The sequence below is a fragment of the Bisbaumannia salifodinae genome (genome assembly GCF_055388505.1).
The window spans coordinates 1,488,743-1,511,193 of the sequence record NZ_AP043781.1 but is presented as its reverse complement, the minus strand read 5'-3'; the positions used below and the strand labels follow the sequence as shown (position 1 = coordinate 1,511,193).

Below are 22,451 nucleotides of genomic sequence, written 5' to 3'. Positions count from 1 at the left end.
GTCGCCCGGGGGGCGGACTCGCCCCGGGGTCGACTCAGTGGTCGTGATCGTGGTCGTGGGCCTCCAGGGCCGCCACGAAGCCCGCCTCCTGGCCGGCGATGATCAGCCGCTTCATCTCCGCCACCGCCTCCTTGAGCCCCACGAAGAGGGCGCGGGCGATGATGGCATGGCCGATATTGAGCTCATGCAGGCCGGGAATGGCGGCGATGGCCTCCACGTTGTGGTAGTGCAGGCCATGGCCAGCATTGACGATCAGCCCCAGCTCCCCGGCCAGTTCGGCGGCGGCGGCGATCCGCGCATGCTCCCGGCGAGCCGCCTCGCCACTGGCCTCGGCATAGGCCCCGGTATGCAGCTCGATCACCGGCGCCCCGGCCTTGACGGCGGCCTCGATCTGGGTCGGCTCCGGGTCGATAAACAGCGACACCTCACAGCCGACGGCGGCCAGGCGCGCGCAGGCCGCGGCGATCGCCTCGAAGCCTCCCACCACGTCCAGGCCACCCTCGGTGGTCAGTTCCTCACGCTTCTCCGGCACCAGGCACACATGGGCCGGCCGGACTTCCTCGGCCAGGGCCAGCATCTCCTCGGTGACCGCCATCTCCAGGTTCATGCGGGTATTGAGTACCTCGGCCAGCAGGCGCACGTCGCGCTCCTGGATATGCCGGCGATCCTCGCGCAGGTGCACGGTGATGCCGTCGGCACCGGCCTCCTCGGCCAGCAACGCCGCCTGGACCGGATCCGGATAGCGGGTGCCACGGGCCTGACGCAGGGTGGCGATATGATCGATATTGACGCCGAGCAGAATACGCGGGGGATGCATAGCGAGCTCCAGGGAAAGGGAAATCAAGGCATAAGGGTAAAGGCAGACGCCGAAAGCGGGAAGCCCGGGTCAAGCACCCGGCGACGCCGCGGCACGTCGGGAGGCGGCGAGGCGCTGCATCAGTTCCCGGGAACGCAACGGGCGGCTGCCCAGCAGTGGCGCCAGGGCCGCCCGGGCCAGCCCCTTGGCGGGGCCCGCCAGCCCCGGCTCGCTCCAGTCGCCCTGGGCCAGCAGGCGCAGGGTGCGCCCATCCAAGCCGCCCTCGGCCAACCGCACGAAGTGCCGCGCCTCGGCCCGATAACCATAACGGCCCTGGGGGTCCAGCTCGGCGCCCCGCTCGTCCACATAGATCGGGGCCGCGTCCAGGGCCTCCAGCAGGGCCAGCTCCAGGCGTCGCAGCGCCGGGCCACGCCGCTGCGGATAGGGCAGCGCCTCCAGCAGGGCGCCATAGAAGGCAAACACCTCGGCCACCGGCAGCTCCACCGGCAGGGTGCGGGTCAGCAGTTCATTGGCATAGAAGCCGCACAGCAGCGCCTCGCCGGCCAGCAGGGCCGCCGCGCCGCGGCTCTCCATCAGCCCCAGGCGCTTGAGCTCGGCGTGGCCGCTCCAGGTCAGGTGCAGGGGCGTAAAGGGCTGCAATCGTCCACGGCTGCGGCTGCCGGGGCGCTGTACGCCCCGCGCCACGGCGCGTACCCGACCATGATCCAGGGTGATCAGCTCCACCAGGGCGCTGGTCTCCCGGTAGGGACGCTTATGCAGCAGAAAGGCGGGTTGTGGCTGCATGGACGATCCTTCGATAGCCGCAAGCTACAAGGAACAAGGAACAAGGAACAAGGAACAAGGAACAAGGAACAAGGAACAAGGAACAAGGAACAAGGAACAAGGCAATCTTCGCCCAGCCCTATGGGCAACAAAGGGGGTTCTTGTACCTTGCCCTTGTGGCTTTCGGGGTTCCTTGCCGCTTGGCGCTGGGGCTTAATCCAGATCGTAGCCCAGGCTCTTGAGCGCCCGGCTATCGTCGGACCAGCCGCGCTTCACCTTGACCCAGAGGTTGAGCATGATCTTGGCGCCGAAGGCCCGCTCCATCTCCAGGCGCGCCTCGCGACCGATCTGCTTGATGCGCTCGCCCTTGTCGCCGATCAGGATCTTCTTCTGGCCGGGGCGCTCCACCAGGATCAGGGCGCTGATATGGATCACCTTGCCGGTGTCGCGGAACTCCTCGATCTCCACCGTCATCTGGTAGGGCAGCTCGTCGCCGAGCTGACGCATGATCTTCTCGCGCACCAGCTCCGCGGCCAGGAAGCGCTGGCTCTTGTCGGTGATCTGGTCTTCCGGATAGAAGTGGATGCTCTCCGGCAGATGCTTGGCCACCTCCGCCTCCAGCTCCGGCACATTGGTGCCATGCTTGGCGGAAATCGGCAGGATGGCGGCGAAGTCGCGCTTGGCGCCCACCTTGGCCAGCCAGGGCAGCAGGCTGGCCTTGTCCTCCAGCCAGTCCACCTTGTTGACCGCCAGGATCACCGGCGCCTTGACCTGGGCCAGCTTGTCCAGCACCACCTGGTCCTCGTCGCTCCAGCGGGTGCGGTCGATGATAAAGACCACGCAGTCCACGTCGCGCAGGGCCTGGGTGGCGGCCTGGTTCATGAAACGATTGATCGCCTTGTTGCGATCCTTCGCCATGATATGCATCCCCGGCGTGTCCACATAGATGAACTGCGCCTCCCCCTCGGTCTTGATGCCCATCACCTGATGACGGGTGGTCTGGGGACGCCGGGAGGTGATCGACACCTTCTGGCCGAGGATGCGGTTCATCAGCGTCGACTTGCCCACATTGGGGCGGCCAATGATGGCCACGAATCCACAGGTCTGGGTCATGACCGGGCTCCCTTGGGTTCGAGTTGCGCCAGGGCCTGTTCGGCGGCCTGCTGCTCGGCATAGCGACGGCTGGAGCCGACGCCGACGGTGGGAACATCCAGCATCTCTACCTGGCATTCGATGGTAAAGGTCTGGGCATGGGCCTCGCCCTCCACCGACAGCACCTCGTAGCGGGGCAGCGGCGACTGGCGGGACTGCAGGAACTCCTGCAGGCGGGTCTTGGGGTCCTTCTGGGTATCCTGCAGGTCGATGGCCTCCAGGCGGGTACCATACCAGGCCAGTACCCGGGCCTTGGCCACGTCCATGCCGGCATCCAGGTAGATGGCGCCGATCACCGCCTCCACGGCATCGGCGAGGATGGAGTCGCGACGATGGCCGCCGCTCTTCATCTCGCCGGAGCCGAGCCGCAGACACTGGCCCAGCTCGAACTCCCGGGCCAGCTCGGCCAGGGTCTGGCCCTTGACCAGCCGGGCCCGCAACCGCGACAGCTGTCCCTCGCGGGCCTCGGGAAAGCGCCGGAAGAGCGCCTCGGCGATCACGAAGTTGACGATGGAGTCGCCGAGAAACTCGAGCCGCTCGTTGTTCTTGCCGCCGTAACTGCGATGGGTCATGGCCAGTTCCAGCAACGAGGCGTCGCCGAACGGGTGGCCGATGCGACGGCTGAAATCCTTCAGGGGGTTGCTCACGAAACTCCTGCTCTGTTGCTTATCGGATGACCCGCGGCCAGGCCGCGAGCCATCGGGGGCTCTCCCCCCTGATTACTGAATCCGCCGCACACTGGTAAAGCTGGGCAGGCCGCCGTCCCAGTGCATCCATACCGCGAAGGCACGGCCGACGATGTTCTCTTCCGGCACGAAGCCCCAATAGCGGCTGTCGTTGGAGTGATCCCGGTTGTCGCCGACGGTGAAATAGTGCCCCTCGGGCACCACCACTTCGCGCACCTGAGGACCGGGATCCTGAGGATTATTGTAGATAAGGTGGCCTCGCTCGCCTAAGCGCTCTTCGAGGAGCAGCTCCCGGGGCGCTGCGGCGGGCCCCTCCTCCAGCAGCGCCTTGGGCACCGCCTCGCCGTTGATATAGAGCTGCTTGCCCTCGTAGCGCACGCGATCGCCGGGCAGCCCCACCACCCGCTTGATGAAGTTCACCGAGGGCTCACTGGGGAAACGGAACACCATGACATCGCCCCGCTGCGGCTCGCCCAGCTCGACGACACGGGTATGGGTCACCGGCAGGCGCAGGCCATAGGCGTACTTGTTGACCAGGATAAAGTCGCCCACCTCCAGGGTCGGGCGCATGGAGCCGGAGGGGATCTGGAAGGGCTCCACCAGGAAGCTGCGCACCACCAGCACCACCAGCAACACCGGGAAGAAGGAGCGCGCATAGTCGACGGGCCAGGGTTCCTTGAGCAGCCGTTCGCGGGCCCCGCCCTCCACGGGCTCCTGGGCCTCGGCCTCCACCGCGGCGAGCCGCGCCAGGCGGCCACGCCGCCACCACAGCCGGTCGGCCAGCCAGATCAGGCCGGTGATGGCCACGGCCACCACCAGCAACAGCGAAAAGTCCATGGGGTTAAGCGTTCCTAGGTTATCAAATCAGTCATTGACCTTGAGTACCGCGAGGAAGGCGTCTTGGGGAATCTCCACCCGGCCGACCTGCTTCATGCGTTTCTTGCCTGCCTTCTGCTTCTCGAGCAACTTCTTCTTGCGGCTCACGTCGCCGCCGTAACACTTGGCGGTGACGTTCTTGCGCAGCGCCTTGACGGTGGAGCGAGCCACCACCTGACCGCCGATGGCGGCCTGGATCGCCACGTCGAACATCTGACGCGGGATCAGCTCCTTCATCTTTTCGACCAGGATGCGCCCCCGGCCGTGGGCATGGTCGCGGTGGATGATCACCGCCAGGGCATCCACCCGGTCGCCGTTGATCAGCACGTCCAGGCGCACCAGCTTGGCGGCCTCGAAGCGCTCGAAGCCGTAGTCCAGGGAGGCATACCCCTTGGAGATCGACTTCAGGCGATCGAAGAAGTCCATCACCACCTCGGACATCGGCAGCTCATAGATCAGCTGGATCTGGCTGCCGAGGAACTGCATGTCCTTCTGGGTACCGCGACGATTCTCGCACTCGGCGATCACGTTGCCGACGAACTCCTGGGGCACCAGGATGCTGGCCCGCACGACGGGCTCGCGCATCTCCTCCACGTCGGCCATGTCCGGCAACTTGGAGGGGTTGGAGACGTAGCGCACCTCGCCATTCTTCATGACCAGCTCATAGACCACGGTGGGCGCGGTGGTGAGCAGGTCGAGATCATACTCGCGCTCGAGGCGTTCCTGGATGATCTCCATATGCAGGGTGCCGAGGAAACCGACCCGGAAACCGAAGCCCAGGGCATCGGAGTTCTCCGGCTCGTACTCGAGGGACGCATCGTTGAGGGCCAGCTTCTCCAGGGCGTCGCGGAAGTCCTCGTAATCGTCGGCGCTGATCGGGAACATGCCCGCATAGACCTGGGGCTTGACCTTCTGGAAGCCGGGCAGGCGTTCCACGTCCGGGGTCTTGGCGTGGGTGATGGTATCCCCCACCGGGGCCCCCTGGATGTCCTTGATGCCGGCGACGATAAAGCCCACCTCGCCGGCGCGCAGCACGCCGGTCTCGCGGCGCAGCGGCGTAAAGATGCCCACCTCGTTGGCCTGCCAGTCGCGGCCGGTGGACTTGATACGGATCTTCTCGCCCTTCTTGAGGGTGCCGTCGAAGATCCGCACCAGCGAGACCACCCCCAGGTAATTGTCGAACCAGGAATCGATGATCAGCGCCTGCAGCTGGCCATCGGGGTTGCCCCTGGGCGGCGGAATATCGCGCACCAGGCGCTCCAGCAACGCCTCCATGCCCAGGCCGCTCTTGGCGGAGACCTGGCAGGCGTCGGTGGCATCGATGCCGATGATCTCCTCGATCTCCTGGGAGACCTTGTCCGGGTCGGCCTGGGGCAGGTCCATCTTGTTGAGTACCGGCAGCACCTCGAGGCCCTGCTCCACGGCGGTGTAGCAGTTGGCCACCGACTGGGCCTCGACGCCCTGGGCGGCGTCCACCACCAGCAGGGCCCCCTCGCAGGCATACAGCGAGCGCGACACCTCGTAGGAGAAGTCCACGTGGCCCGGGGTATCGATGAAGTTGAGCTGGTAGGTATTGCCGTCCTCGGCCTGGTAGTCGAGGGTCACCGACTGGGCCTTGATGGTGATGCCCCGCTCCCGCTCGATATCCATGGAGTCGAGGACCTGCTCCTTGAGCTCCCGATCACTCAGGCCACCGCACAGCTGGATGATCCGATCCGACAGGGTGGACTTGCCATGATCGATATGCGCGATGATGGAGAAGTTACGTATATGACTGAGTTCTTTACGTTTTTCGGTATTCGACATTCGCTGAAATCCGCTTCATGTACGCGCCCCCGTACGGAAAAGAAGAACCGCCTGCGCAGGACGTCGAGTGAGATGCGCGCATTGTACCGGCATGGCCGCGGCTTGGACAGCGAGGCCAGAGACGCATCGGGGCCCCGCGGGGCCCCGATGACGACTCGGCGACGGATCAACGACGCTCGAGGCGTAGCGCCACATAGAGGGAGCGACCGTCGCGATAGAGGCGTACCGGCACGGCGTGGCCGCCCTCCTGCTCGGCGACGGCGGCGACCAGATCGGCGGCGGAGGCGATGGGGTGATGATCCACCGAGACGATGATATCCCCGCCGCGAATGCCCGCCTCATAGGCCGAGCCATCGGGATCGACCTGGCGCACCCGCACCCCGGCCTCAATGCCCAGGCGCTCCCGCTCGGCGGCGCTGACCTCCCCCACCACCAGCCCCAGCCGGCCGGCGCCCTCGTCCTTGCCGGCGGCGCTGGCGACTTCGGCATCCGGCCAGGCGCCCACGGTCACCGTCAGTTCCTCCTCGGCGCCGTCACGCATCACCGTCAGCGCCACCTCGTTGCCCGGGCTGACCCGCCCGATCAGCCGCGGCAGGTGGCTGGAGCGCTCCACCTCCTCGCCATCCACGGCGATGATGACGTCCCCGGCCTGGACGCCGTCACGGCGCGCCGGCCCCTCGGGGTCGAGATCGGCGATCAGGGCGCCGCGGGCCGAGTCGAGGCCGAAGGACTCGGCCAGGTCCCGGGAGACCGGCTGGATCACCACCCCCAACCAGCCGCGGCTGACGCGACCATCGGCACGCAACTGGTCGGCGATCCCCATGGCCACGTTGATGGGGATGGCGAAGGAGAGCCCCATGAAGCCGCCGCTGCGGGTGAAGATCTGGGAGTTGATGCCCACCACCTCGCCATCCAGGTTGAACAAGGGGCCACCGGAGTTGCCGGGGTTGATGGCCACATCGGTCTGGATAAAGGGCACATAGGCATCCCGCGGCAGGGTGCGGTTGATGGCGCTGACGATGCCGGCGGTCACCGAATGATCGAAGCCGAAGGGCGAGCCGATGGCGGCCACCCACTCGCCCACCTGCAGGGCATCGGAGTCGCCCAGGGCCAGGGTCGGCAACCCCTCGGCCTCCACCTTGAGCAGCGCCACATCGGTTTGGGTGTCGGCGCCGATCACTTCGGCGGCCAGCTCGCGGCGATCATTGAGGCGCACCAGGATCTCGTCGGCGCCATCCACCACATGGGCATTGGTCAGGATGTAACCGTCGGCATCGATGATGAAACCGGAGCCCAGGGAGTGGCGCTCCTGACCCCGCTCACCGCCGGGCCCACCCGGGGGCATGGGAAACTGGTCGCCGAAGAAGCGTCGGAAGATTTCCGGCAGCTCCTCTCCGGGCCCATAGAACTGCTGCTGCCGGGAGGGCACTACCCGAGTGGTGGAGATATTCACCACCCCGGGGGCGGCCTGCTCCACCAGCGTTCGGAAGTCGGGCAGCTCCTGAGCCTGTGCCGAGGACCAGGCCAGCAGGCTTACCAGCGTCAATAGCCAGGCTGAGAGAAAATGGCGAATGGGTTGCATGTAAGGCTCCTGCGATTTGACGAGACAAGGGATCAAGAGACCAACAAACGACGAGGACTAGCGGCCCGGCGGCTCATGGAGTCGCGGGCGGTAGCGGGCGCCATGATAGCGGGCCACCAAGCGGGTGAGGCCGGCCCCCAGGGCCAGGCCGGTCAGCAGGGCAAGGATCACCGCGGGGCTATCGGCGCCGAAGCGCGCCTCCCCCCAGGCACCCAGCCCCAGGGCACCGATCAGTGGCATGCCATAGAGGCCGAGGGCGCCCTGCACCAGGCCTCGTGCCGGCAGCGCCACCACTACCCGCTCGCCGGGGTGCAGCGGGCGGTGGCTGTCGATGGCCAGGCGCCGGGGCTTCGCCCCCCGCCAGCGAGCCCAGAGGCCGGTACCACAGCCCTGGCTGGCGGCGCAGCCCTGACAGCCTGCCAAGGGGGTAAACTCGACCCAGGCGCCCCCCTCGAAAGGGGTGATCACCTGCCCCTCGGCGATCAGTAGCCGAGACGCGGCGTCCATTTCACGGCTCCTCGCTTTGCCATTGCAGGCGTTCCACCACCTGCAACAGCACCCGGGGCGGCACCTCGCCCAGGGCCACCACCTGCATGGGGCGCCCACCCAGCTCCCGGTGATGTACCGCCGCATAGGAAATCCCCAGGCGGTGCAAGCCCGGTGCCAGGGAAGGATGCTCCTCGGTGAGAGGCTCGACGAAGAGGCTCAGGCTGGAGAGGCCGTCGCTATAGACCCGGTGGCCCACCCGTTCGCCATGCAGGCTGCTGGTGGTGACCACCGGCTGGGCCACATAGCCCGGCGGCAGCCAGCCGGGGCGCCAGGTCTCGGGGGGCGGTTCACGCAGGGTGTCGAGGCGCACCCGGCCCTCATAGAGGCGCGGCCGCTCCAGCTCGGTGAGCTGGAAGGTCTCTAGGACCCGCCCCTCCACATCGAGCAGCTCCTGCTTGAGGGGCAGGCCGGTGTCGCGATCGAGCCATAGCCGTTGGCCGTAGCGCATGGCGTCCAGGGGCTCGACATCCAGGCGCTGCGCCTCGCGCCCGGCCACTCGCTCGTCGCCGGCCAGGCGCAGGCGATAGTAGTCATCCAGATGAGCCATGATGGCATCCGGCGAGGCAGGGACCTCGCTGCCCGCCTCGGCCCAGCCACCCCGGCCGACGCGCCCCAGGCGCTCATAGGTCTGGGGTGGACCATCCAGGTAATGCGCCACTTCCCGTTGCAGGCCATCCTCGACCTGATGGATCAACGTCAGGGCGCGTACCCCCTCGCCGCTGATGCGCACCGCCCGTGCCTCGAAGAGATAGCAGTGATTGGCCCACAGGCTGCGCTCGAACCAGGCCGCCGGCGTCTCCGGGGGCGGCGGATCGCCCAGCGCACGACAGTCGAAACCGCTCGACTCGGCCTGAGCCAGGCCGCCCCATCCCAGGGAGAGGCCAAGCAGCGAGCCCAGCCAGTGCCGCTTCCGTGGCCATGCCCGCATCAGCGCTGCCCTTGCCACTCGTTGCCGGAGGCACGCAGCAGGGGCATCCAGGCATCGCCGCTGCGATAGGCACTGCCCTGGGCATGACGATCCAGATAGGATTGCAGGATCAGCGCCTGCTGCTGGTCGTTACGCTGGGACTGCCGCGAATTGGGGGCCAGCCAGGGGGACTCGGCACCCACCGTCATCAGCGGCGAGCCGGCGGCCCGGATGCCGCCCTGGCCCTGAAAGAGCGGCAGGTCGACCAGGGAGGGGCGTGCCGTCGAGGAGGCCGCGGGGCGCGCCTCGGCAGGCGCCTCGCTGGCGGCCATCTCGGGCCCCATCTCGCCCTGGTTATAGACCTGCACCCCGGTGATTACCGCCAGGGAGACCCCGGCGGCCACGGCGGCACGGCCGGCCCAGGAGAAGAGCCCGCGACGCGGCGTCTCGACCGCTCGACCAGGCGCCGGCTCGCCCTCCAGGCGGGCCAGAATACCGGCGGAGAGGTCGATGTCGGAGGTCACCTCACGCTCTCGTCGCATGGCGCTGCGGGCCAGATGATAACGTCGCCAGGTGTCGGCCGCTTCCGGCTCGGCCTCCAGCGACTTCAGGACACGGCGCAACTCCAGATCGTCACCCTCATCGTCCATTAAGGTGGACAATGACTCCCGCGTGTTCTGCTTCATTACCTCTACCCTCACACTCGACACGGCATAATGCCTATGAACGTCCCGGGCCCGGCGGCCCCCCAGCGTTACCCTCGGGCGACCGGGTCACCCTGCGCGATTTTGTCGCAACCTCATGGCATCTCCTCTGACGCCAAGGACCGCCAACAGTTCAGCCGCCTGGCAAAAGTTTCGCCCCGGCTCATTCGGAGACCATGTCCTGGGTCCGCGAGGTGGTCACCAGGGGCTGAATATGGCGATCCACCGCCTCCCGGGCGCGGAAGATCCGCGAGCGCACCGTACCCACCGGGCAATCCATCACATTGGCGATATCCTCGTAGGAGAGCCCATCGAATTCGCGCAGGGTGATGGCGGTACGCAGGTCCTCGGGGAGCTGCTCGATGGCCTCGAAGACCGCCGCCTCCAGTTGATCGCGAGCCATGGAAGCCTCCGGTGATTCGATATCGGAGAGCCGGCCGCTATGATCGAGGATCTCGGCATCGACGATATCCAGGTCGTTGCCCGGCGGACGACGTCCCCGGGAGACCAGGTGATTCTTGGCGGTATTGATGGCGATGCGATACATCCAGGTGTAGAAGGCACTCTCGGCGCGGAACTTGCCCAACGCCCGGTAAGCCTTGATAAAGGCCTCCTGCGCCACGTCCTGGACCTCGGCCTGGTCGTGCACATAGCGGCCGATGAGCCCGAGAATCTTGTGCTGGTACTTCTTGACCAGCAGATCGAAGGCCCGGGTGTCGCCCTGCTGCGCCCGTTCGACGAGGCGCTGGTCGGTTTCGCGGGTGCCCATTCAATCCCTCCCCATCCGGGCGGCGCATGGCGCCAGGGGAGACGGCGCGGCCTGACTGGTGGGGAGAGTGACAAGGGGGGGCATCATAGACGTCGACCTTAACCTGGCGGGGTGATGGATTAGCGTAAGTGTTCCTGTTTATCGGCATTCCATCAAGCGGCATGCGCACGACTCACGAGGGCCTGTGACTGCGCCGATGACGGCGAGTTCCATGGTACGATTGATTTCCGCCCAGACGGCGAGCGATAGTAGAAGCCTACTCGGACACCCCCTTATATTATTACCGCGCGATTCATCACAGGTAGCCGCATGTCACAACAGCAGGTCAACAATCTCAATGTTCTCGCCCAGGACGTCCTGATCACCCCCGAGGCCCTCAAGCAGGAGATTCCCCTGACCGAGGAGGCCGAACGCAGCGTGATCGAGGGACGCCAGGCCATCCAGCGCATCCTCGATGGCCAGGACCCGCGCCTGCTGGTGGTGGTGGGGCCCTGCTCCATCCATGACGTGGACGCGGCCCTGGACTATGCCCGCCGCCTGCGCCGCCTGGCCGACGAGGTCAAGGAGAGCCTGCTGATCGTGATGCGCGTCTACTTCGAGAAGCCGCGCACCACCGTGGGCTGGAAGGGGCTGATCAACGACCCCCACATGAACGACTCCTTCGAGATCGAGGAGGGGCTGCATATCGCCCGTCGCCTGCTGGTGGAGCTCTCCGAGATGGGCCTGCCCCTGGCCACCGAGGCGCTGGACCCGATCTCCCCCCAGTACCTGCAGGACTGCATCAGCTGGTCCGCCATCGGCGCCCGTACCACCGAGTCCCAGACCCACCGGGAGATGGCCTCGGGCCTCTCCGGCCCGGTGGGCTTCAAGAACGGCACCGACGGCAGCCTGGACGTGGCCATCAATGCCCTGCAGTCGGTGGCCCACCCGCACAACTTCCTGGGCATCGACCAGGGTGGCCAGGTAGCGATCATTCGCACCCGCGGCAACGCCTACGGCCATGTGGTGCTGCGCGGCGGCAACGGCAAGCCCAACTACGACAGCGTCAGCGTGGCCCTGGCCGAGCAGGAGCTGAAGAAGGCCGGCCTCAAGGCCAATATCATGGTCGATTGCTCCCATGCCAACTCCAACAAGGACCCGGCCCTGCAGCCGCTGGTGCTGGAGAACGTCACCAACCAGATCCTCGAAGGCAACCACTCCATCATGGGCCTGATGATCGAGTCCAATATCGGCTGGGGCAACCAGAAGGTGCCGGCGGATCGCAGCCAGCTGCAGTACGGCGTCTCCATCACCGACGCCTGCATCGACTGGGATGCCACCGAGGAGGCCCTGCACCGCATGGACGACAAGCTCAAGGCAGTGCTGCCGACCCGTCACCGCGGCTAAGCCTCGCTTGCCGTCAACGACAGGGCCCGCCAACTGGCGGGCCCTGTCGTGTGTGGCGATAAAAGCCTAACCGCCTATCCCTGGCGCACCCCGTCGATCTCGCGCACGAAGGGCGGCAGGGCATCGAGCAGGGCGCGGCCATAGCGACGGGTCAGCACCCGGCGATCGAGCAGGCTGATGCGCCCCTGGTCGGCCTCCTTGCGGATCAGTCGCCCGCAGGCCTGGACCAGCTTGATGGAGGCGTCCGGCACGCTGATGCGCATAAAGGCGTTGCCGCCGCGGCTCTCGATCCACTCCGCCAGGGTCGCCCCCACCGGATCATCGGGCACCGCGAAGGGCAGCCGGGTGATCACCACATGGGTCAGGTAGGCGCCGGGCAGGTCGATGCCCTCGGCGAAACTGGCCAGGCCGAAGATGATGCTGCCCTGCCCCTGATCCACCCGTGCCCGGTGGCGCTCGATCAGCTCGCGCTTGGGCAGGCGGTCCTGGGCCAGCACCCGCTCGGCGAGGGGCTTCGGCAGCGCCTTCTCCACGGCGCGCAGCTGGGCCCGGGAGGAAAACAGCATCAGCACCGCCTCGTCGGCGCCGAGGCCACCGATAAAGTCGAGGATGGCCGCCTCGTGGGCCTCGCGGTTGCCCGGATCCACCGCCTCCCGGGGCACGCTGAGCACCGCCCGGGAATAATCGAAGGGGCTGGGCAGGCGCTGGTAGCGGTAACGGTTGGCCAGGCCGGCGCGCTCCTGGAGGCGCTCGAAGCGCCCCAGTGCCGTCAAGGTGGCCGAGGTGACCACGGCGCCATAGCAGCTGCCCCAGAGGTGGCGGGCCAGGGTCGACGCCGCCGACACCGGGCTCGCCGAGATCGCCAGTTCCGGTTCGCCCTGGAAGCGCTCGAAGGTCAGCCAACGGGCCCGGGGCGGATCGGCGGGATCGTCCTGCTCGGCGAAGGCCAGCCACAGGGCGTGGGCCTCCAGCGCCCGGCCATGCAGCAGGGCCACCAGGGGCAGCCAGGCCTCCGCCTGCTCCCGGGGCAGGCCGGTGGACTTCTCCGGGTCGAGGCTCTCGCGGAGGATATCCGCCATGCTCTCCAGGGTGCGGCTCATCTCGGCGAATACCGGCACCAGGGCGGCGGCCTGGTCGCGCAGCGCCTGGGGCGCCTCGCCCATGGGGAAGCGGTGATGCTGGGCGCTCTCGCCGGCCCCCTCGGGCAGCTCGGCGAGCTGATGGGCCAGGCCGAACACCTCGCCGAGGCGCGGCTCCAGGGCCGCCAGGGCATCCGGCAGGGTCGCCAGCAGGCGTGCCAGGGTGGGCTGCACGGCGAGCGCCGCATTGAGCTCGGTGAGCGACTTCTTGAGGGTGCCCAGCCAGCGCAGGGCGCCGTTGACGGCGAAGCGGTGGGTAAAGTGCTCGATCGCCTTGTCCGGCAGGTGGTGCCCCTCATCGAAGATATAGATGCACTCGCCGGGGGCCGGCAGCACCACCCCGCCGCCCAGGGCCAGGTCCGCCAGCACCAGGTCGTGGTTGGCGACGATGACGTCGGCGCCCTCCAGGCGACGCCGGGCGCGGAAGAAGGCGCAGGCGGAGAAATGGCCGCAGCGGCGGTTGGTGCACTGGCGATGATCGATGGTCAGGCGCCGCCAATGGGCATCCTCGATGGCCTCGGGCCAGGCGTCGCGATCGCCCTCCCAGCGCCCGCCGCCATAGGCCTCGCCCATCGCCTTGGCCAGGGCCTGGAAGTCGTCGCCGCTGTCGAGGGCCTGCTCGAAGAGCGCCAGGGTGGGATTCTCCTCGCCGCCCTCCAGGGCCTGGTCGAGGCGCGCCACGCAGAGGTAGCGCCCGCGCCCCTTGGCCAGGGCGAAGTCGAAATCGAGGCCGCTGTGGGCCTTGAGCAACGGCAGGTCCTGGTGCAGGACCTGCTCCTGGAGGGCCACGGTGGCGGTGGCCACCACCAGGCGCTTGCCGCGGGCCTTGGCCACCGGCAAGGCCGCCAGCAGGTAGGCCAGGGTCTTGCCGGTGCCGGTGCCCGCCTCCAGCACGCAGATATGCTCGTCACTGAGCCGCTTGCCGGCCTCGTCGGCCTGGATGCCGGCCAGGGTACGGGCGATCTCGGCGATCATCAGCCGCTGGCCATAGCGGGGCGTCAGCTCGAGCCCCTCCAGCAGGCGCCGGTAGGCGGTCTGAATCTCGCCCTTCAGGGCCTCGTCGAGCATGGCCTCAGAGCAGGCCTTCCGGCGGATGCTCGCAGGGCAGCTTGGCGTCGATATAGCGCTCGATCTCCGGCAGCGAGAAGGCGTCTTCCTCGCCCACGAAACTGATCGACACGCCCTTGGCGCCGGCCCGGCCGGTACGGCCGATGCGGTGCACGTAATCCTCCGGATCCTCCGGCAGGGTGTAGTTGATCACATGGCTGACGTCATCGATATGCAGGCCGCGGCCCGCCACATCGGTGGCCACCAGCACCCGCACCTCGCCCTCGCGGAAGCGCTCCAGGGTCGTGATGCGCTGGTTCTGGGGCACGTCGCCGGAGAGCATGGCCACGTTGATGTCGGCCTGGCGCAACAGCTCGTCGAGCTTGCGCACCAGGTCACGGCGGTTGCCGAAGACGATGACCCGCTCGAAGCTCTCCTGCTGCAGCAGCTTGACCAACAGGCGCTGCTTGTCGGCATCGCTGAGCATATAGACCCGCTGATCGATATCCGCCTGGTTATCAACGGTGACGGCGATCTCGACCTGGGCCGGCTCATGGGTCCACTGGCTGGCCAGGTTGAGGATGTCCTCTGTGAAGGTGGCCGAGAACAGGAAGGTCTGGCGCTCCTCCTTCTTGGGGGTGTGGCGGATGATGCGCTTGACGTCGGGGATAAAGCCCATGGAGAGCATGCGATCCGCCTCGTCCAGCACCAGCACCTCGACCTGGGTCAGGTCGACATCGCGCTTCTCGTGGAAGTCGAGCAACCGCCCCGGGGTGGCCACCAGGATATCGAGCTTCTTGCCCAGGTTGTCGCGCTGCTTCTGATAGTCCATGCCGCCGACGACGCTGGCCACATTGAGCGGGGTGAAGCGGGCCAGGGCCTTGGCATCCTTCTCGATCTGCAGCGCCAGCTCGCGGGTCGGCGCGACGATCAGCGCCCGGGGCGCGCCGGGTTTCTGACCGTCGGGGGCGTCCTCTTCCAGGAAGTAGGCGAGGATCGAGATCAGGAAGGCGGCGGTCTTGCCGGTGCCGGTCTGGGCCTTGCCGACCACGTCGCCACCGAGCAGGGTCTTGGCCAGGGCCTCGGCCTGAATCGGGGTGCAGTATTCGAAGCCCAGGGCATGGATGGCCCGCATCAGGGGCAGCGGCAGGTCGAAGTCGTGGAAGCGCCACTTGCCCGCCACCGCCGGCACCTGGAACTGGCGCAGGTCCCAACTGGACCCGGACTTGCGCGGCTTGCGGCGCCGGCGCTTGGGTTTGCGGTTCTGGGCCGGCTGCGGGGCCGCTGCTGTGGGGGTTTCCGACTCGCTCATAGGCTGTGATTCTGTCCCAAATCGTTCAGTGGATGTGGCCTGGCGACATGCCCGGGCGATTCCAAGCCCGCTATTGTAGCAGGGCTTGGCCGTCAGGGCTCGCCAAGCTGTCTCAGGCAGCGACCGCCCTGCTAGAATAGGCGGCCAACGCGCAATGGAGCCGCTACTCATGACTCGCAAGAAAAAGACCCGCTCCCTGGCCGACCGGGTGACCATCCGCACCGGCCGGCGCAAGGACTACAAGAAGTGGCGACACGAGAACCCCGACGAGGTCGGGTCGTCGCAGCGCTTCCAGCAGAAGAAGGTCGACCAGCGCAAGCGCCAGGCGGAGCGCAAGCAGGCCCGACAGGAGCAGGCCCCGCAGATCGAGATCCACCCGAAGCGCCCCGACAAGGACGACGAATGATGCGCCTGGTTTCCTTCAATATCAACGGTATCCGCGCCCGCCTCCCCCAGCTGGAGGCGCTGGTGGCGAGCCATCGCCCGGCGCTGATCGGCCTGCAGGAGACCAAGGTGGATGACCCCGAGTTTCCCCGCGAGGCGGTGGAGGCCCTGGGCTACCGGGTCTACTACCACGGCCAGAAGGGCCACTACGGGGTGGCACTGATGGTCGACCCCGCCCAGTGCGGCGAGCCGGAGAAGGTTCTCTATGGCTTCCCGGATGACGCCGAGGAGGCCCAGCGACGGATGATCGGGGTGCGCCTGCGCCCCGGCGGCGGCGAGCCGCTGACGGTGTGGAACGGCTACTTCCCCCAGGGGGAGAATGTCGACCACCCGGTGAAGTTTCCCCACAAGCGCCGGTTCTATGCCCAGCTCCAGCGCCTGCTCGCGGAGGATCACCGCCCGGATGAGCGCCTGGCAGTGATGGGGGATTTCAATATCTCCCCGGAGGATCAGGATATCGGTATCGGCGAGGCCAACCGCAAGCGCTGGCTGCGGGAGGGCAAGACCAGCTTCCAGCCGGTGGAGCGGGAATGGCTCGAGGGCATCAAGGCCTGGGGCCTGGTAGACAGCTACCGGGTGCGTTACCCGGACGTCGACGATCGCTTCAGCTGGTTCGACTACCGCTCCAAGGGCTTCGATCGCGAGCCCAAGCGGGGCCTGCGCATCGACCATATCCTGGTCACCGCGCCGCTGGCCGAATGCGTCGAGGAGGCCGGCATCGACTACGCGCTGCGCGGCATGGAGCGCCCCTCGGACCACGCCCCAGTCTGGACCGAACTGGCCCTCTAGGCCAGTCAAGGCCCGTGCAAGGCACGGAGCTATCCTGGGGGCAGGCCCTCGCGGGGCGCGGTAAACCTATCCATGGGCGCTACCGATGCCCTGCTTCGCTCTCGCATCCTGCTCCGCTCGCAGGACCGGTGCTGGCCATCCCTGGCCAGCCCGTTCGGAGCCGTGCTCCTCACCCATGGCATAGGACCCCCGCTCTGACCTGCCCCCAGCGCTCCTTGGCCTTCACAACGCCTCAAGACTCAAGGGGCTCGCCAAGAATCCTCGGTGGAATCCAGGGTGGCCAGCCAGGCCTCGGCCCGCGTCTCGCCCAGGGCCGCCGCCCGCGCCCAGGCGTCGGCGGCGGTGTCGTCCCGCCCCCAGGCATAGGCCAGGCGCCCCAGGTCAAGCCAATCCTCCGCCGCCCCGCTGGCCTCGGCCAGCGAGCGCCAGGCGCCCAGGGCTCGCTCCCGGTCCCGGGCCGCCTCCCAGGCCTGGGCCAGCAGGCGGCGGTACTCGAGACGCTCCTCCAGGGCGTCCTCGGCCAGGGCGGTTTCCAGCAGCTCGGCGGCCCTGGCCGGGGTACCCCCGGCCAGGTGCAGGCGGATACGCCGCTCGAGATCCTCGCTGCCGGCGAAGACACCTTCCCGCCAGCCCGCCTCCCAGAGGGCCGCGGCCTGCGCGTGGCGACCCAGGCGCTGGGCCAGGCCCACGGCGCGACGCCAGGTCTCGGCGTCGGCGCCACTCTCCAGCCGCGCCTCGAGACGCGCCAGGGCCTCGCCGCCGCGCCCGGCGCGCTGATAGACGGTGGCGGCCAGGGCCTGCTGGTCGGGCGAGCCGCCCGTCGGCAGCCAATCGGCGGCGGCCTCCCAACGCCCCAGCTCGGCCAGGGCCCGCACCAGGCGCCAGCGTGGCGCCCGCACCTCGGGATGCTCACGCACCCAGGCCTCGAGCAGTTCGGCGCCCCGGGCGGTCTGCCCCGCGGTCAGGCGCAGCTCCGCCTCCTGACGCCGCCAGCGCTGCCGCGAGGCCTCGTCGTCCCCCAGTGCACGCGCTCGGGCCAGATGATCGGCGGCGGCGGCGTGACGGCCGGCCCGGGCCTCGGCGTGGCCGGCCAGTTGAGCATAGAGGGCGGCGGCCCAGCGGTCGGCGGCATTGCCGGAAGCCAGGCGCTCGACCTGGGCCGCGGCGCGCTCGGCCACCGATGCCCCCTCCCCCGCCGTCAGGCGCTGCTGGAGCGCCTCCAGGTCACGGATGGTGGCACCGGGCAGGGCCGGCTCGGCCAGCGCCAGGGGCGCGGCCAGCCAGAGGCTCAGTGTCAGCAGCAGAGGGCGGGAAGGAGATCGGAACATCGGCTTGCTTACCTTAGCGGGAATTCCAGGCCATGGATGGGGGCAGCGAGCGGCGCCGGTTGCGCCAGAGCCAGGGGCACGAAAAGAGATCGGAACATCGACTTGCTTACCTTAGCGGGAATTCCAGGCCATGGATGGTGGCAGTGAGCGGCGCCGGTTGCGCCAGAGCCAGGGGCACGAAAAGAGATCGGAACATCGGCTTGCCTACCTTAGCTGGAATTCTAGGCGCTGCTGGGCGCGGCGCAGCCCCTGGGCCGGCTCGAAGCGCCAGCGGGCCACCGCCTGCCGGGCGGCGCGATCGAAGACATTGCGCGGCCGGGCCGAGATCACCTGGATGGAGTCGGGGTCCACGCTGCCGTCGGCACGGATCAAAAAGCGCAGCTCCACATGGCCCTCGATGCCACGACGCTGGGCCCGGCTCGGATAGTCCGGCGGCACGCGATTGGTGGGGGCCAGGGCGCCCACCTCCACCGGGGCCTCATTGACCTCCCCCTGGGCCGGGGCGCCGGCGGGCTCGCTGGCCTCGGCGTTCTCGGCCGGCGCCTCGCTGGGGCTGGGTGCCGGGGCGGGCTCGGGCGTCGGCTCCGGGGCGGGTTCCGGCGTCGGCTCGGGCGGCGGTTCCGGACGCGCCTCGGCCAACTCGGGCAATTGCTCGTCGAGCTCCACCGGCTCGAACTCCTGCGGCGGCAACTCCGGCTCCGGCAGGCTGACCGGGCTCGCCTGGGGTGGTGCCGGTTCCGGCAGCGGCGGGGGCGGCGCGGCCTCCACTGGCGGCGCCGCCTCGGCGGCGGCTTCCTCGGGCACCGCCTCGGGGGCCTCCACCAGGTCCATGCTCATGGAGACATCGAGGACGTCGATCTCCGCCTCCGGCGGGGCCACCAGCAGCGCCAGCAGCCAGAACAGCAACAACGCCAGGGCGGCGCCGCCCAGCGCCGAGAAAGGCACCCGGGTCATGAACCGCTCCGGGTGGCGGCCACCGCCACCTGCTCCACGCCGGCCTCGCGAATACGATCCATCACCTCGATCAGCAGGCCGGTGGCGGCTTCGCGATCGGCCTGGATCACCACCGAGCCATCACCGCTGACCAGGTCCGCCACGCTGTCGCCGACCCGATGACGATCCACCGCGTGCCCATCCACCCAGACCGCTCCCTCGGCGGTGATGGCCACCATCACCTGGGCTTCGGCCTGGGGCGTGGCGGCACTGGACTCGGGACGATCGATCTCCACCCCGCTCTCCTTGATGAAACTGGTGGTGACGATAAAGAAGATCAACATGATGAAGACCACATCGAGCATCGGGGTCAGGTTGACTTCATTGGCGTCGCCGCCATCGGCGACGAGACGGCGCCTACGCATGACGTTCCTCCACGGCCCGGGCCAGGCGATCGTGCAAACGCTGGTCCTCGCGGCGAATGATATGTTCCAGGCGGCTGGTGAAGAGCAGGCCCACCACCGCCACGGCCATGCCGGTGAGGGTGGGCAGGGTGGCCCGGGCCACGCCATCGGCCATGGCCCGGGCCTGGCCGCTGTCGCTCAGCGCCAGGCTATCGAAGACGCTGATCATGCCGGTCACGGTGCCCAGCAGCCCCAGCAGCGGGCAGAGCCCCACCAGAAGCTTGAGCCAGGGCAGCGGCCGACGCAGCCGACGCAGCAGCGCCTGGGTCCAGGCCTCACGCAGGGTCAGGGCGCTCCAGCTGGCGTGATCGCCCCGCGCCACCCAGCCGCGGATCAGCTCGCGGCGGGCGCGGCGATAGGTGACGCGGAAATACCAGATGCGCTCCAGGGCCATAGCGAAGAGCAGCATGGCCACCAGGGCGATCACCACCAGCACCGCCCCACCCGCCTCCACCAGGCGCTCCAGGGGTTCAAGCCAGGGCGGGATCACGACGCTCGCGCTCCTTGGCAGTGCCGGCCCCCGTGCCGCGCCCCTCGAGGTGCTCGGCCAGGGCGGCGCAGGCCTCGCTCTCTACCACGCCGGCCAACTGACGACTGCGGCCGGCCAGGGCGGTGTGGGCGAAGAGCAGCGGCACGGCGGTGATCAGCCCCAGCACCGTGGTGACCAGGGCCTGGCTGATGCCGCCGGCCATCAGTTGGGGGTCGCCGGTGCCGAAGACGGTGATGGCCTGGAAGGTGACGATCATGCCGGTCACGGTGCCCAGCAGGCCCAGCAGCGGGGCCACCGCCGCCAGCAGCTTGACCAGTGGCTGGCCGCGCTCCAGGCGCGGCAGCTCGGCCAGCACCGCCTCGTCGAGGCGCGCCTCCAGGGCCTCGGGCACCGGATGGGCCTCCTCCGAGAGGCTACGGAAGCGCCCCAGCACCCGCCCCAGGGGGTTATCATCGCGCAGCTCGCCCAGGCCACGACGCTGGCGACGCACCGCCAGGCTGACCCGCAGCAGGTAGGCATACTGGAGCAGTGCCACCAGCAGGCCGGCGCCACCGAGTGCCACCACCACATAGCCCACGGCCCCCCCCTGCTGGAAGCGCTCCCAGAGGCTGGGCTGTTGGGCCAGGGCCGCCAGCACCTCGCCATGGGTGGGATCGATCGCCAGGGTCCGCGACTCGCCGGCGTGGAAGGCGGCCAGGTCCGCGATGACATCACGGGGGGTGCCCTCGGCCATCGCCAGGCTACGATCGTCGGCCCCGGGGCGCAGCAGGGCCTGTGGGGTAAAGGCGGCGAAGTCTCCCAGGCGCACCACGGGGCGCGGGGTGATCTCGCCGTCCGCCGCGGCCACCGGCGCCTCGAAACGCACCACCCGGGCGGTCTCGGCGGTCAACGCCATCAGGGTATCGGCGAAGGCCTCCAGGTCGATCAGCGACAAGACCTCCTCCCCCTCCAGGCGCGCGGGCAAGTCGGCGCCGGTGATACCGATCCAGCTCTCGGCCAGGGTGTCACGCAGCTCGCCGCTATGCCGAGCCAGGCTGGCGAGGATGCTGGAGAGCCCGGCATCCTGCTCCGCCTGGCGCTCGGCCAACGCATCGCGGCGCTCATCCAGCACCGCCTGACGCTCGACGAGCTCACGATGACGGGCGGTGACCTCGGCATGGGCCTGCCGCGCGCCCTCCAGGGCCGCCGCCAGGGCGTCCCGGTCATCCAGCAGGTCGGCGAGGCGCGCTCGGTCACGGGCCTCGGCGGCCTCCCGCTCGGCACGCAGGCTACTCAGGGGCTCATCGGCCGTTTCGGCCTGGGCGGGTGCCAGCACCCCGATGGCGAGCCAGCCGCCCAGCAGCCAGACGGCACCGCGTCGCAACAGTGTCATGCGTCATCCTCCGCCAGGGTGTTCTCCAGGGGCTGGGAGACCGGCAGCCGCAGCAGCTCCGGCGCCCGCTGATCGCGGGCCATACGCAGGCCCTGGCGCACCTGGCGTCGTTCGGCGTCATCCAAGGCGACCCAGTTCCCCTGCTCCGCCAGCCAGACGCCGCCCTGGCGTCCATCCGGCGTCAGGTAGTAGAAACCGACGCGCCCCAGGCGAAGGAAGTCCACCTCACGGCGCGCCTCCCCGTCCAGGTAACCGCGCCAGGCATCCAGCTCACGCCCATACTCGAGCTCGGTGCGCCAGGTTGCCAGGATGCGCTCCAGGCGCTCGGCGTCATTGAGATCGGGGTCGGCGAGACTCGCCTCCAGGGCGGTGACGCGGGCCTGGCGCTGTTCCCGCAGGAAGGGCAGATCGGCCGCCACCCAGGCATCGAGGCGCTCGATCAGCGCCTCCTGCAGCTCGGGCAGTGCCTCCCGGGTATCGGCCAGGGCATCGAGTGCCGCCTCGCGGCGGTCGAGGCGCTCGCTCCGAGTGGCGAGGCCCGGTGCCAGGCGATCGCTCTCCTGGCGCAGGCGTCGCGTCTCCGCCTCCAGGCCCCGCAGCTCCTCGAGCATGGCGCGACTCTCGTCATCGGCGGCATCGATGCGCGCCTGCCATGCCGCCTGAGCCCGCTGGGCCTCCAGGCTCTCGGCCAGGGGCGTCTCCGCCGACGCAGGCATGGCCAGGATCAGGCCCAGCAATCCCCCTAGCCAGTGGATACGCCATGACTCTCTGGCGGTAATCTTCACTCTCGCCTCCCTGAAATGATGATCGAGCGGTGCAATACGCTAACCCGAACAATAATAATTATCAATCATCTCGAGTGGTCATAACCGCAAAAAGCCGGCCCCCAAATGGGGGCCGGCTCCGGTCTATGGAAGGTCCGATCTTCCTTACAGTTTCTGCTCGAGCTTCGGCAGGGCGCCGAAGAGATCCGCCACCAGGCCGCTAACTGTCGAGAGCGCCACCTGGGAGGTTTCCAGGTGGACCGCCTTACAGCTTCTGCTCGAGCTCCGGCAGGGCCTGGAACAGGTCCGCGACCAATCCACCGACTGTCGAGAGCGCCACCTGGGAGGTTTTCCAGGTGGACCGCCTTACAGC

Annotated in this window: 22 protein-coding genes; 3 read left to right on the top strand and 19 right to left on the bottom strand. The window is 68.5% G+C overall.

Translation table 11 applies throughout. The features are described 5' to 3' along the window. Positions 1–34: 34 nt before the first annotated feature. From pdxJ to rpoE, 11 genes are all read right to left on the bottom strand, one after another. A complete protein-coding gene (pdxJ, locus tag ACZ5EF_RS06855; protein ID WP_346063119.1) occupies positions 35–817 on the bottom strand; it encodes a pyridoxine 5'-phosphate synthase in 783 nt (260 codons plus the stop codon). Positions 818–886: 69 nt separating this feature from the next. Continuing rightward, on the bottom strand, positions 887–1,600 hold the full coding sequence (gene recO / locus ACZ5EF_RS06850; protein ID WP_346063120.1) for a DNA repair protein RecO: 714 nt from the start codon (positions 1,598–1,600) through the stop codon (positions 887–889). A gap of 192 nt (positions 1,601–1,792) precedes the next feature. Beyond that, the gene (gene era / locus ACZ5EF_RS06845) at positions 1,793–2,692 is read right to left on the bottom strand and encodes a GTPase Era (RefSeq protein ID WP_346063121.1); all 900 of its coding nucleotides are present in this window, start codon (positions 2,690–2,692) and stop codon (positions 1,793–1,795) included. Beyond that, positions 2,689–3,378: a ribonuclease III gene (rnc, locus tag ACZ5EF_RS06840; RefSeq protein ID WP_346063122.1), complete on the bottom strand. Its 690-nt coding sequence runs from the start codon at positions 3,376–3,378 to the stop codon at positions 2,689–2,691. Before rnc ends, era begins: the two co-directional genes overlap by 4 nt. Before the next feature lie 72 nt (positions 3,379–3,450). Next, positions 3,451–4,254, bottom strand: coding sequence for a signal peptidase I (lepB, locus tag ACZ5EF_RS06835; RefSeq protein WP_346063123.1), 804 nt, complete (start codon positions 4,252–4,254; stop codon positions 3,451–3,453). A 27-nt stretch (positions 4,255–4,281) separates the two neighbouring features. Then, positions 4,282–6,099: a translation elongation factor 4 gene (gene lepA / locus ACZ5EF_RS06830; protein WP_346063124.1), complete on the bottom strand. Its 1,818-nt coding sequence runs from the start codon at positions 6,097–6,099 to the stop codon at positions 4,282–4,284. 166 nt (positions 6,100–6,265) lie between these two features. Next, complete coding sequence (locus tag ACZ5EF_RS06825; RefSeq protein ID WP_346063125.1) at positions 6,266–7,681, bottom strand: DegQ family serine endoprotease; 1,416 nt, start codon at positions 7,679–7,681, stop codon at positions 6,266–6,268. A gap of 57 nt (positions 7,682–7,738) precedes the next feature. Then, a complete protein-coding gene (locus tag ACZ5EF_RS06820) occupies positions 7,739–8,188 on the bottom strand; it encodes a SoxR reducing system RseC family protein (RefSeq protein ID WP_346063126.1) in 450 nt (149 codons plus the stop codon). Position 8,189: 1 nt separating this feature from the next. Further along, the gene (locus tag ACZ5EF_RS06815) at positions 8,190–9,158 is read right to left on the bottom strand and encodes a MucB/RseB C-terminal domain-containing protein (RefSeq protein WP_346063127.1); all 969 of its coding nucleotides are present in this window, start codon (positions 9,156–9,158) and stop codon (positions 8,190–8,192) included. Beyond that, a complete protein-coding gene (locus ACZ5EF_RS06810; RefSeq protein ID WP_346063128.1) occupies positions 9,158–9,823 on the bottom strand; it encodes a sigma-E factor negative regulatory protein in 666 nt (221 codons plus the stop codon). The genes ACZ5EF_RS06815 and ACZ5EF_RS06810 overlap by 1 nt, the downstream gene beginning before the upstream one ends. Positions 9,824–10,004: 181 nt before the next feature. Continuing rightward, positions 10,005–10,610: an RNA polymerase sigma factor RpoE gene (gene rpoE / locus ACZ5EF_RS06805; protein WP_346063129.1), complete on the bottom strand. Its 606-nt coding sequence runs from the start codon at positions 10,608–10,610 to the stop codon at positions 10,005–10,007. A 309-nt stretch (positions 10,611–10,919) separates the two neighbouring features. On the opposite strand from rpoE, the gene ACZ5EF_RS06800 reads away from it, so the two are divergent. Further along, positions 10,920–11,996: a 3-deoxy-7-phosphoheptulonate synthase gene (locus ACZ5EF_RS06800; RefSeq protein WP_346063130.1), complete on the top strand. Its 1,077-nt coding sequence runs from the start codon at positions 10,920–10,922 to the stop codon at positions 11,994–11,996. A gap of 74 nt (positions 11,997–12,070) precedes the next feature. Here the strand turns inward: ACZ5EF_RS06800 and dinG are convergent, their stop codons facing one another. After that, positions 12,071–14,203, bottom strand: a complete 2,133-nt coding sequence (gene dinG / locus ACZ5EF_RS06795) for an ATP-dependent DNA helicase DinG (RefSeq protein WP_346063131.1) — start codon at positions 14,201–14,203, stop codon at positions 12,071–12,073. A 4-nt stretch (positions 14,204–14,207) separates the two neighbouring features. Beyond that, positions 14,208–15,494 (bottom strand): DEAD/DEAH box helicase, encoded by a 1,287-nt coding sequence (locus ACZ5EF_RS06790; protein ID WP_346063132.1) that lies wholly within the window; start codon positions 15,492–15,494, stop codon positions 14,208–14,210. A gap of 169 nt (positions 15,495–15,663) precedes the next feature. Here ACZ5EF_RS06790 and ACZ5EF_RS06785 point away from each other — a divergent pair, with 169 nt between their 5' ends. Continuing rightward, on the top strand, positions 15,664–15,900 hold the full coding sequence (locus ACZ5EF_RS06785) for a hypothetical protein (protein ID WP_346063133.1): 237 nt from the start codon (positions 15,664–15,666) through the stop codon (positions 15,898–15,900). Then, positions 15,900–16,727, top strand: coding sequence for an exodeoxyribonuclease III (gene xthA / locus ACZ5EF_RS06780; RefSeq protein WP_346063187.1), 828 nt, complete (start codon positions 15,900–15,902; stop codon positions 16,725–16,727). The genes ACZ5EF_RS06785 and xthA overlap by 1 nt, the downstream gene beginning before the upstream one ends. A gap of 239 nt (positions 16,728–16,966) precedes the next feature. Here the strand turns inward: xthA and ACZ5EF_RS06775 are convergent, their stop codons facing one another. The 6 genes from ACZ5EF_RS06775 to ACZ5EF_RS06750 form a co-directional block, all read right to left on the bottom strand. Further along, complete coding sequence (locus ACZ5EF_RS06775; protein ID WP_346063134.1) at positions 16,967–18,055, bottom strand: hypothetical protein; 1,089 nt, start codon at positions 18,053–18,055, stop codon at positions 16,967–16,969. A 204-nt stretch (positions 18,056–18,259) separates the two neighbouring features. Next, entirely contained in the window at positions 18,260–19,009 is a 750-nt protein-coding gene (locus ACZ5EF_RS06770; RefSeq protein WP_346063135.1) for an energy transducer TonB, read from the bottom strand. Beyond that, positions 19,006–19,413, bottom strand: coding sequence for an ExbD/TolR family protein (locus tag ACZ5EF_RS06765; protein WP_346063136.1), 408 nt, complete (start codon positions 19,411–19,413; stop codon positions 19,006–19,008). Before ACZ5EF_RS06765 ends, ACZ5EF_RS06770 begins: the two co-directional genes overlap by 4 nt. Next, positions 19,406–19,939, bottom strand: coding sequence for a MotA/TolQ/ExbB proton channel family protein (locus tag ACZ5EF_RS06760; protein WP_346063188.1), 534 nt, complete (start codon positions 19,937–19,939; stop codon positions 19,406–19,408). Before ACZ5EF_RS06760 ends, ACZ5EF_RS06765 begins: the two co-directional genes overlap by 8 nt. Further along, positions 19,923–21,314 carry a MotA/TolQ/ExbB proton channel family protein gene (locus ACZ5EF_RS06755; RefSeq protein ID WP_346063137.1) on the bottom strand — a complete coding sequence of 464 codons (1,392 nt, stop codon included), beginning with the start codon at positions 21,312–21,314 and terminating at the stop codon, positions 19,923–19,925. Before ACZ5EF_RS06755 ends, ACZ5EF_RS06760 begins: the two co-directional genes overlap by 17 nt. After that, positions 21,311–22,099, bottom strand: a complete 789-nt coding sequence (locus tag ACZ5EF_RS06750) for a DUF3450 domain-containing protein (RefSeq protein WP_346063138.1) — start codon at positions 22,097–22,099, stop codon at positions 21,311–21,313. Before ACZ5EF_RS06750 ends, ACZ5EF_RS06755 begins: the two co-directional genes overlap by 4 nt. Positions 22,100–22,451: the final 352 nt, after the last annotated feature.

Excerpts from the sequence above, each read along its gene's own strand:
- pdxJ (WP_346063119.1), bottom strand. The coding sequence starts at position 817 with ATGCATCCCCCGCGTATTCTGCTCGGCGTCAATATCGATCATATCGCC.
- recO (WP_346063120.1), bottom strand. The coding sequence starts at position 1,600 with ATGCAGCCACAACCCGCCTTTCTGCTGCATAAGCGTCCCTACCGGGAG.
- era (WP_346063121.1), bottom strand. The coding sequence starts at position 2,692 with ATGACCCAGACCTGTGGATTCGTGGCCATCATTGGCCGCCCCAATGTG.
- lepB (WP_346063123.1), bottom strand. The coding sequence starts at position 4,254 with ATGGACTTTTCGCTGTTGCTGGTGGTGGCCGTGGCCATCACCGGCCTG.
- lepA (WP_346063124.1), bottom strand. The coding sequence starts at position 6,099 with ATGTCGAATACCGAAAAACGTAAAGAACTCAGTCATATACGTAACTTC.
- ACZ5EF_RS06825 (WP_346063125.1), bottom strand. The coding sequence starts at position 7,681 with ATGCAACCCATTCGCCATTTTCTCTCAGCCTGGCTATTGACGCTGGTA.
- ACZ5EF_RS06820 (WP_346063126.1), bottom strand. The coding sequence starts at position 8,188 with ATGGACGCCGCGTCTCGGCTACTGATCGCCGAGGGGCAGGTGATCACC.
- ACZ5EF_RS06815 (WP_346063127.1), bottom strand. The coding sequence starts at position 9,158 with ATGCGGGCATGGCCACGGAAGCGGCACTGGCTGGGCTCGCTGCTTGGC.
- ACZ5EF_RS06810 (WP_346063128.1), bottom strand. The coding sequence starts at position 9,823 with ATGAAGCAGAACACGCGGGAGTCATTGTCCACCTTAATGGACGATGAG.
- rpoE (WP_346063129.1), bottom strand. The coding sequence starts at position 10,610 with ATGGGCACCCGCGAAACCGACCAGCGCCTCGTCGAACGGGCGCAGCAG.
- ACZ5EF_RS06800 (WP_346063130.1), top strand. The coding sequence starts at position 10,920 with ATGTCACAACAGCAGGTCAACAATCTCAATGTTCTCGCCCAGGACGTC.
- dinG (WP_346063131.1), bottom strand. The coding sequence starts at position 14,203 with ATGCTCGACGAGGCCCTGAAGGGCGAGATTCAGACCGCCTACCGGCGC.
- ACZ5EF_RS06790 (WP_346063132.1), bottom strand. The coding sequence starts at position 15,494 with ATGAGCGAGTCGGAAACCCCCACAGCAGCGGCCCCGCAGCCGGCCCAG.
- ACZ5EF_RS06785 (WP_346063133.1), top strand. The coding sequence starts at position 15,664 with ATGACTCGCAAGAAAAAGACCCGCTCCCTGGCCGACCGGGTGACCATC.
- xthA (WP_346063187.1), top strand. The coding sequence starts at position 15,900 with ATGCGCCTGGTTTCCTTCAATATCAACGGTATCCGCGCCCGCCTCCCC.
- ACZ5EF_RS06775 (WP_346063134.1), bottom strand. The coding sequence starts at position 18,055 with ATGTTCCGATCTCCTTCCCGCCCTCTGCTGCTGACACTGAGCCTCTGG.
- ACZ5EF_RS06770 (WP_346063135.1), bottom strand. The coding sequence starts at position 19,009 with ATGACCCGGGTGCCTTTCTCGGCGCTGGGCGGCGCCGCCCTGGCGTTG.
- ACZ5EF_RS06765 (WP_346063136.1), bottom strand. The coding sequence starts at position 19,413 with ATGCGTAGGCGCCGTCTCGTCGCCGATGGCGGCGACGCCAATGAAGTC.
- ACZ5EF_RS06755 (WP_346063137.1), bottom strand. The coding sequence starts at position 21,314 with ATGACACTGTTGCGACGCGGTGCCGTCTGGCTGCTGGGCGGCTGGCTC.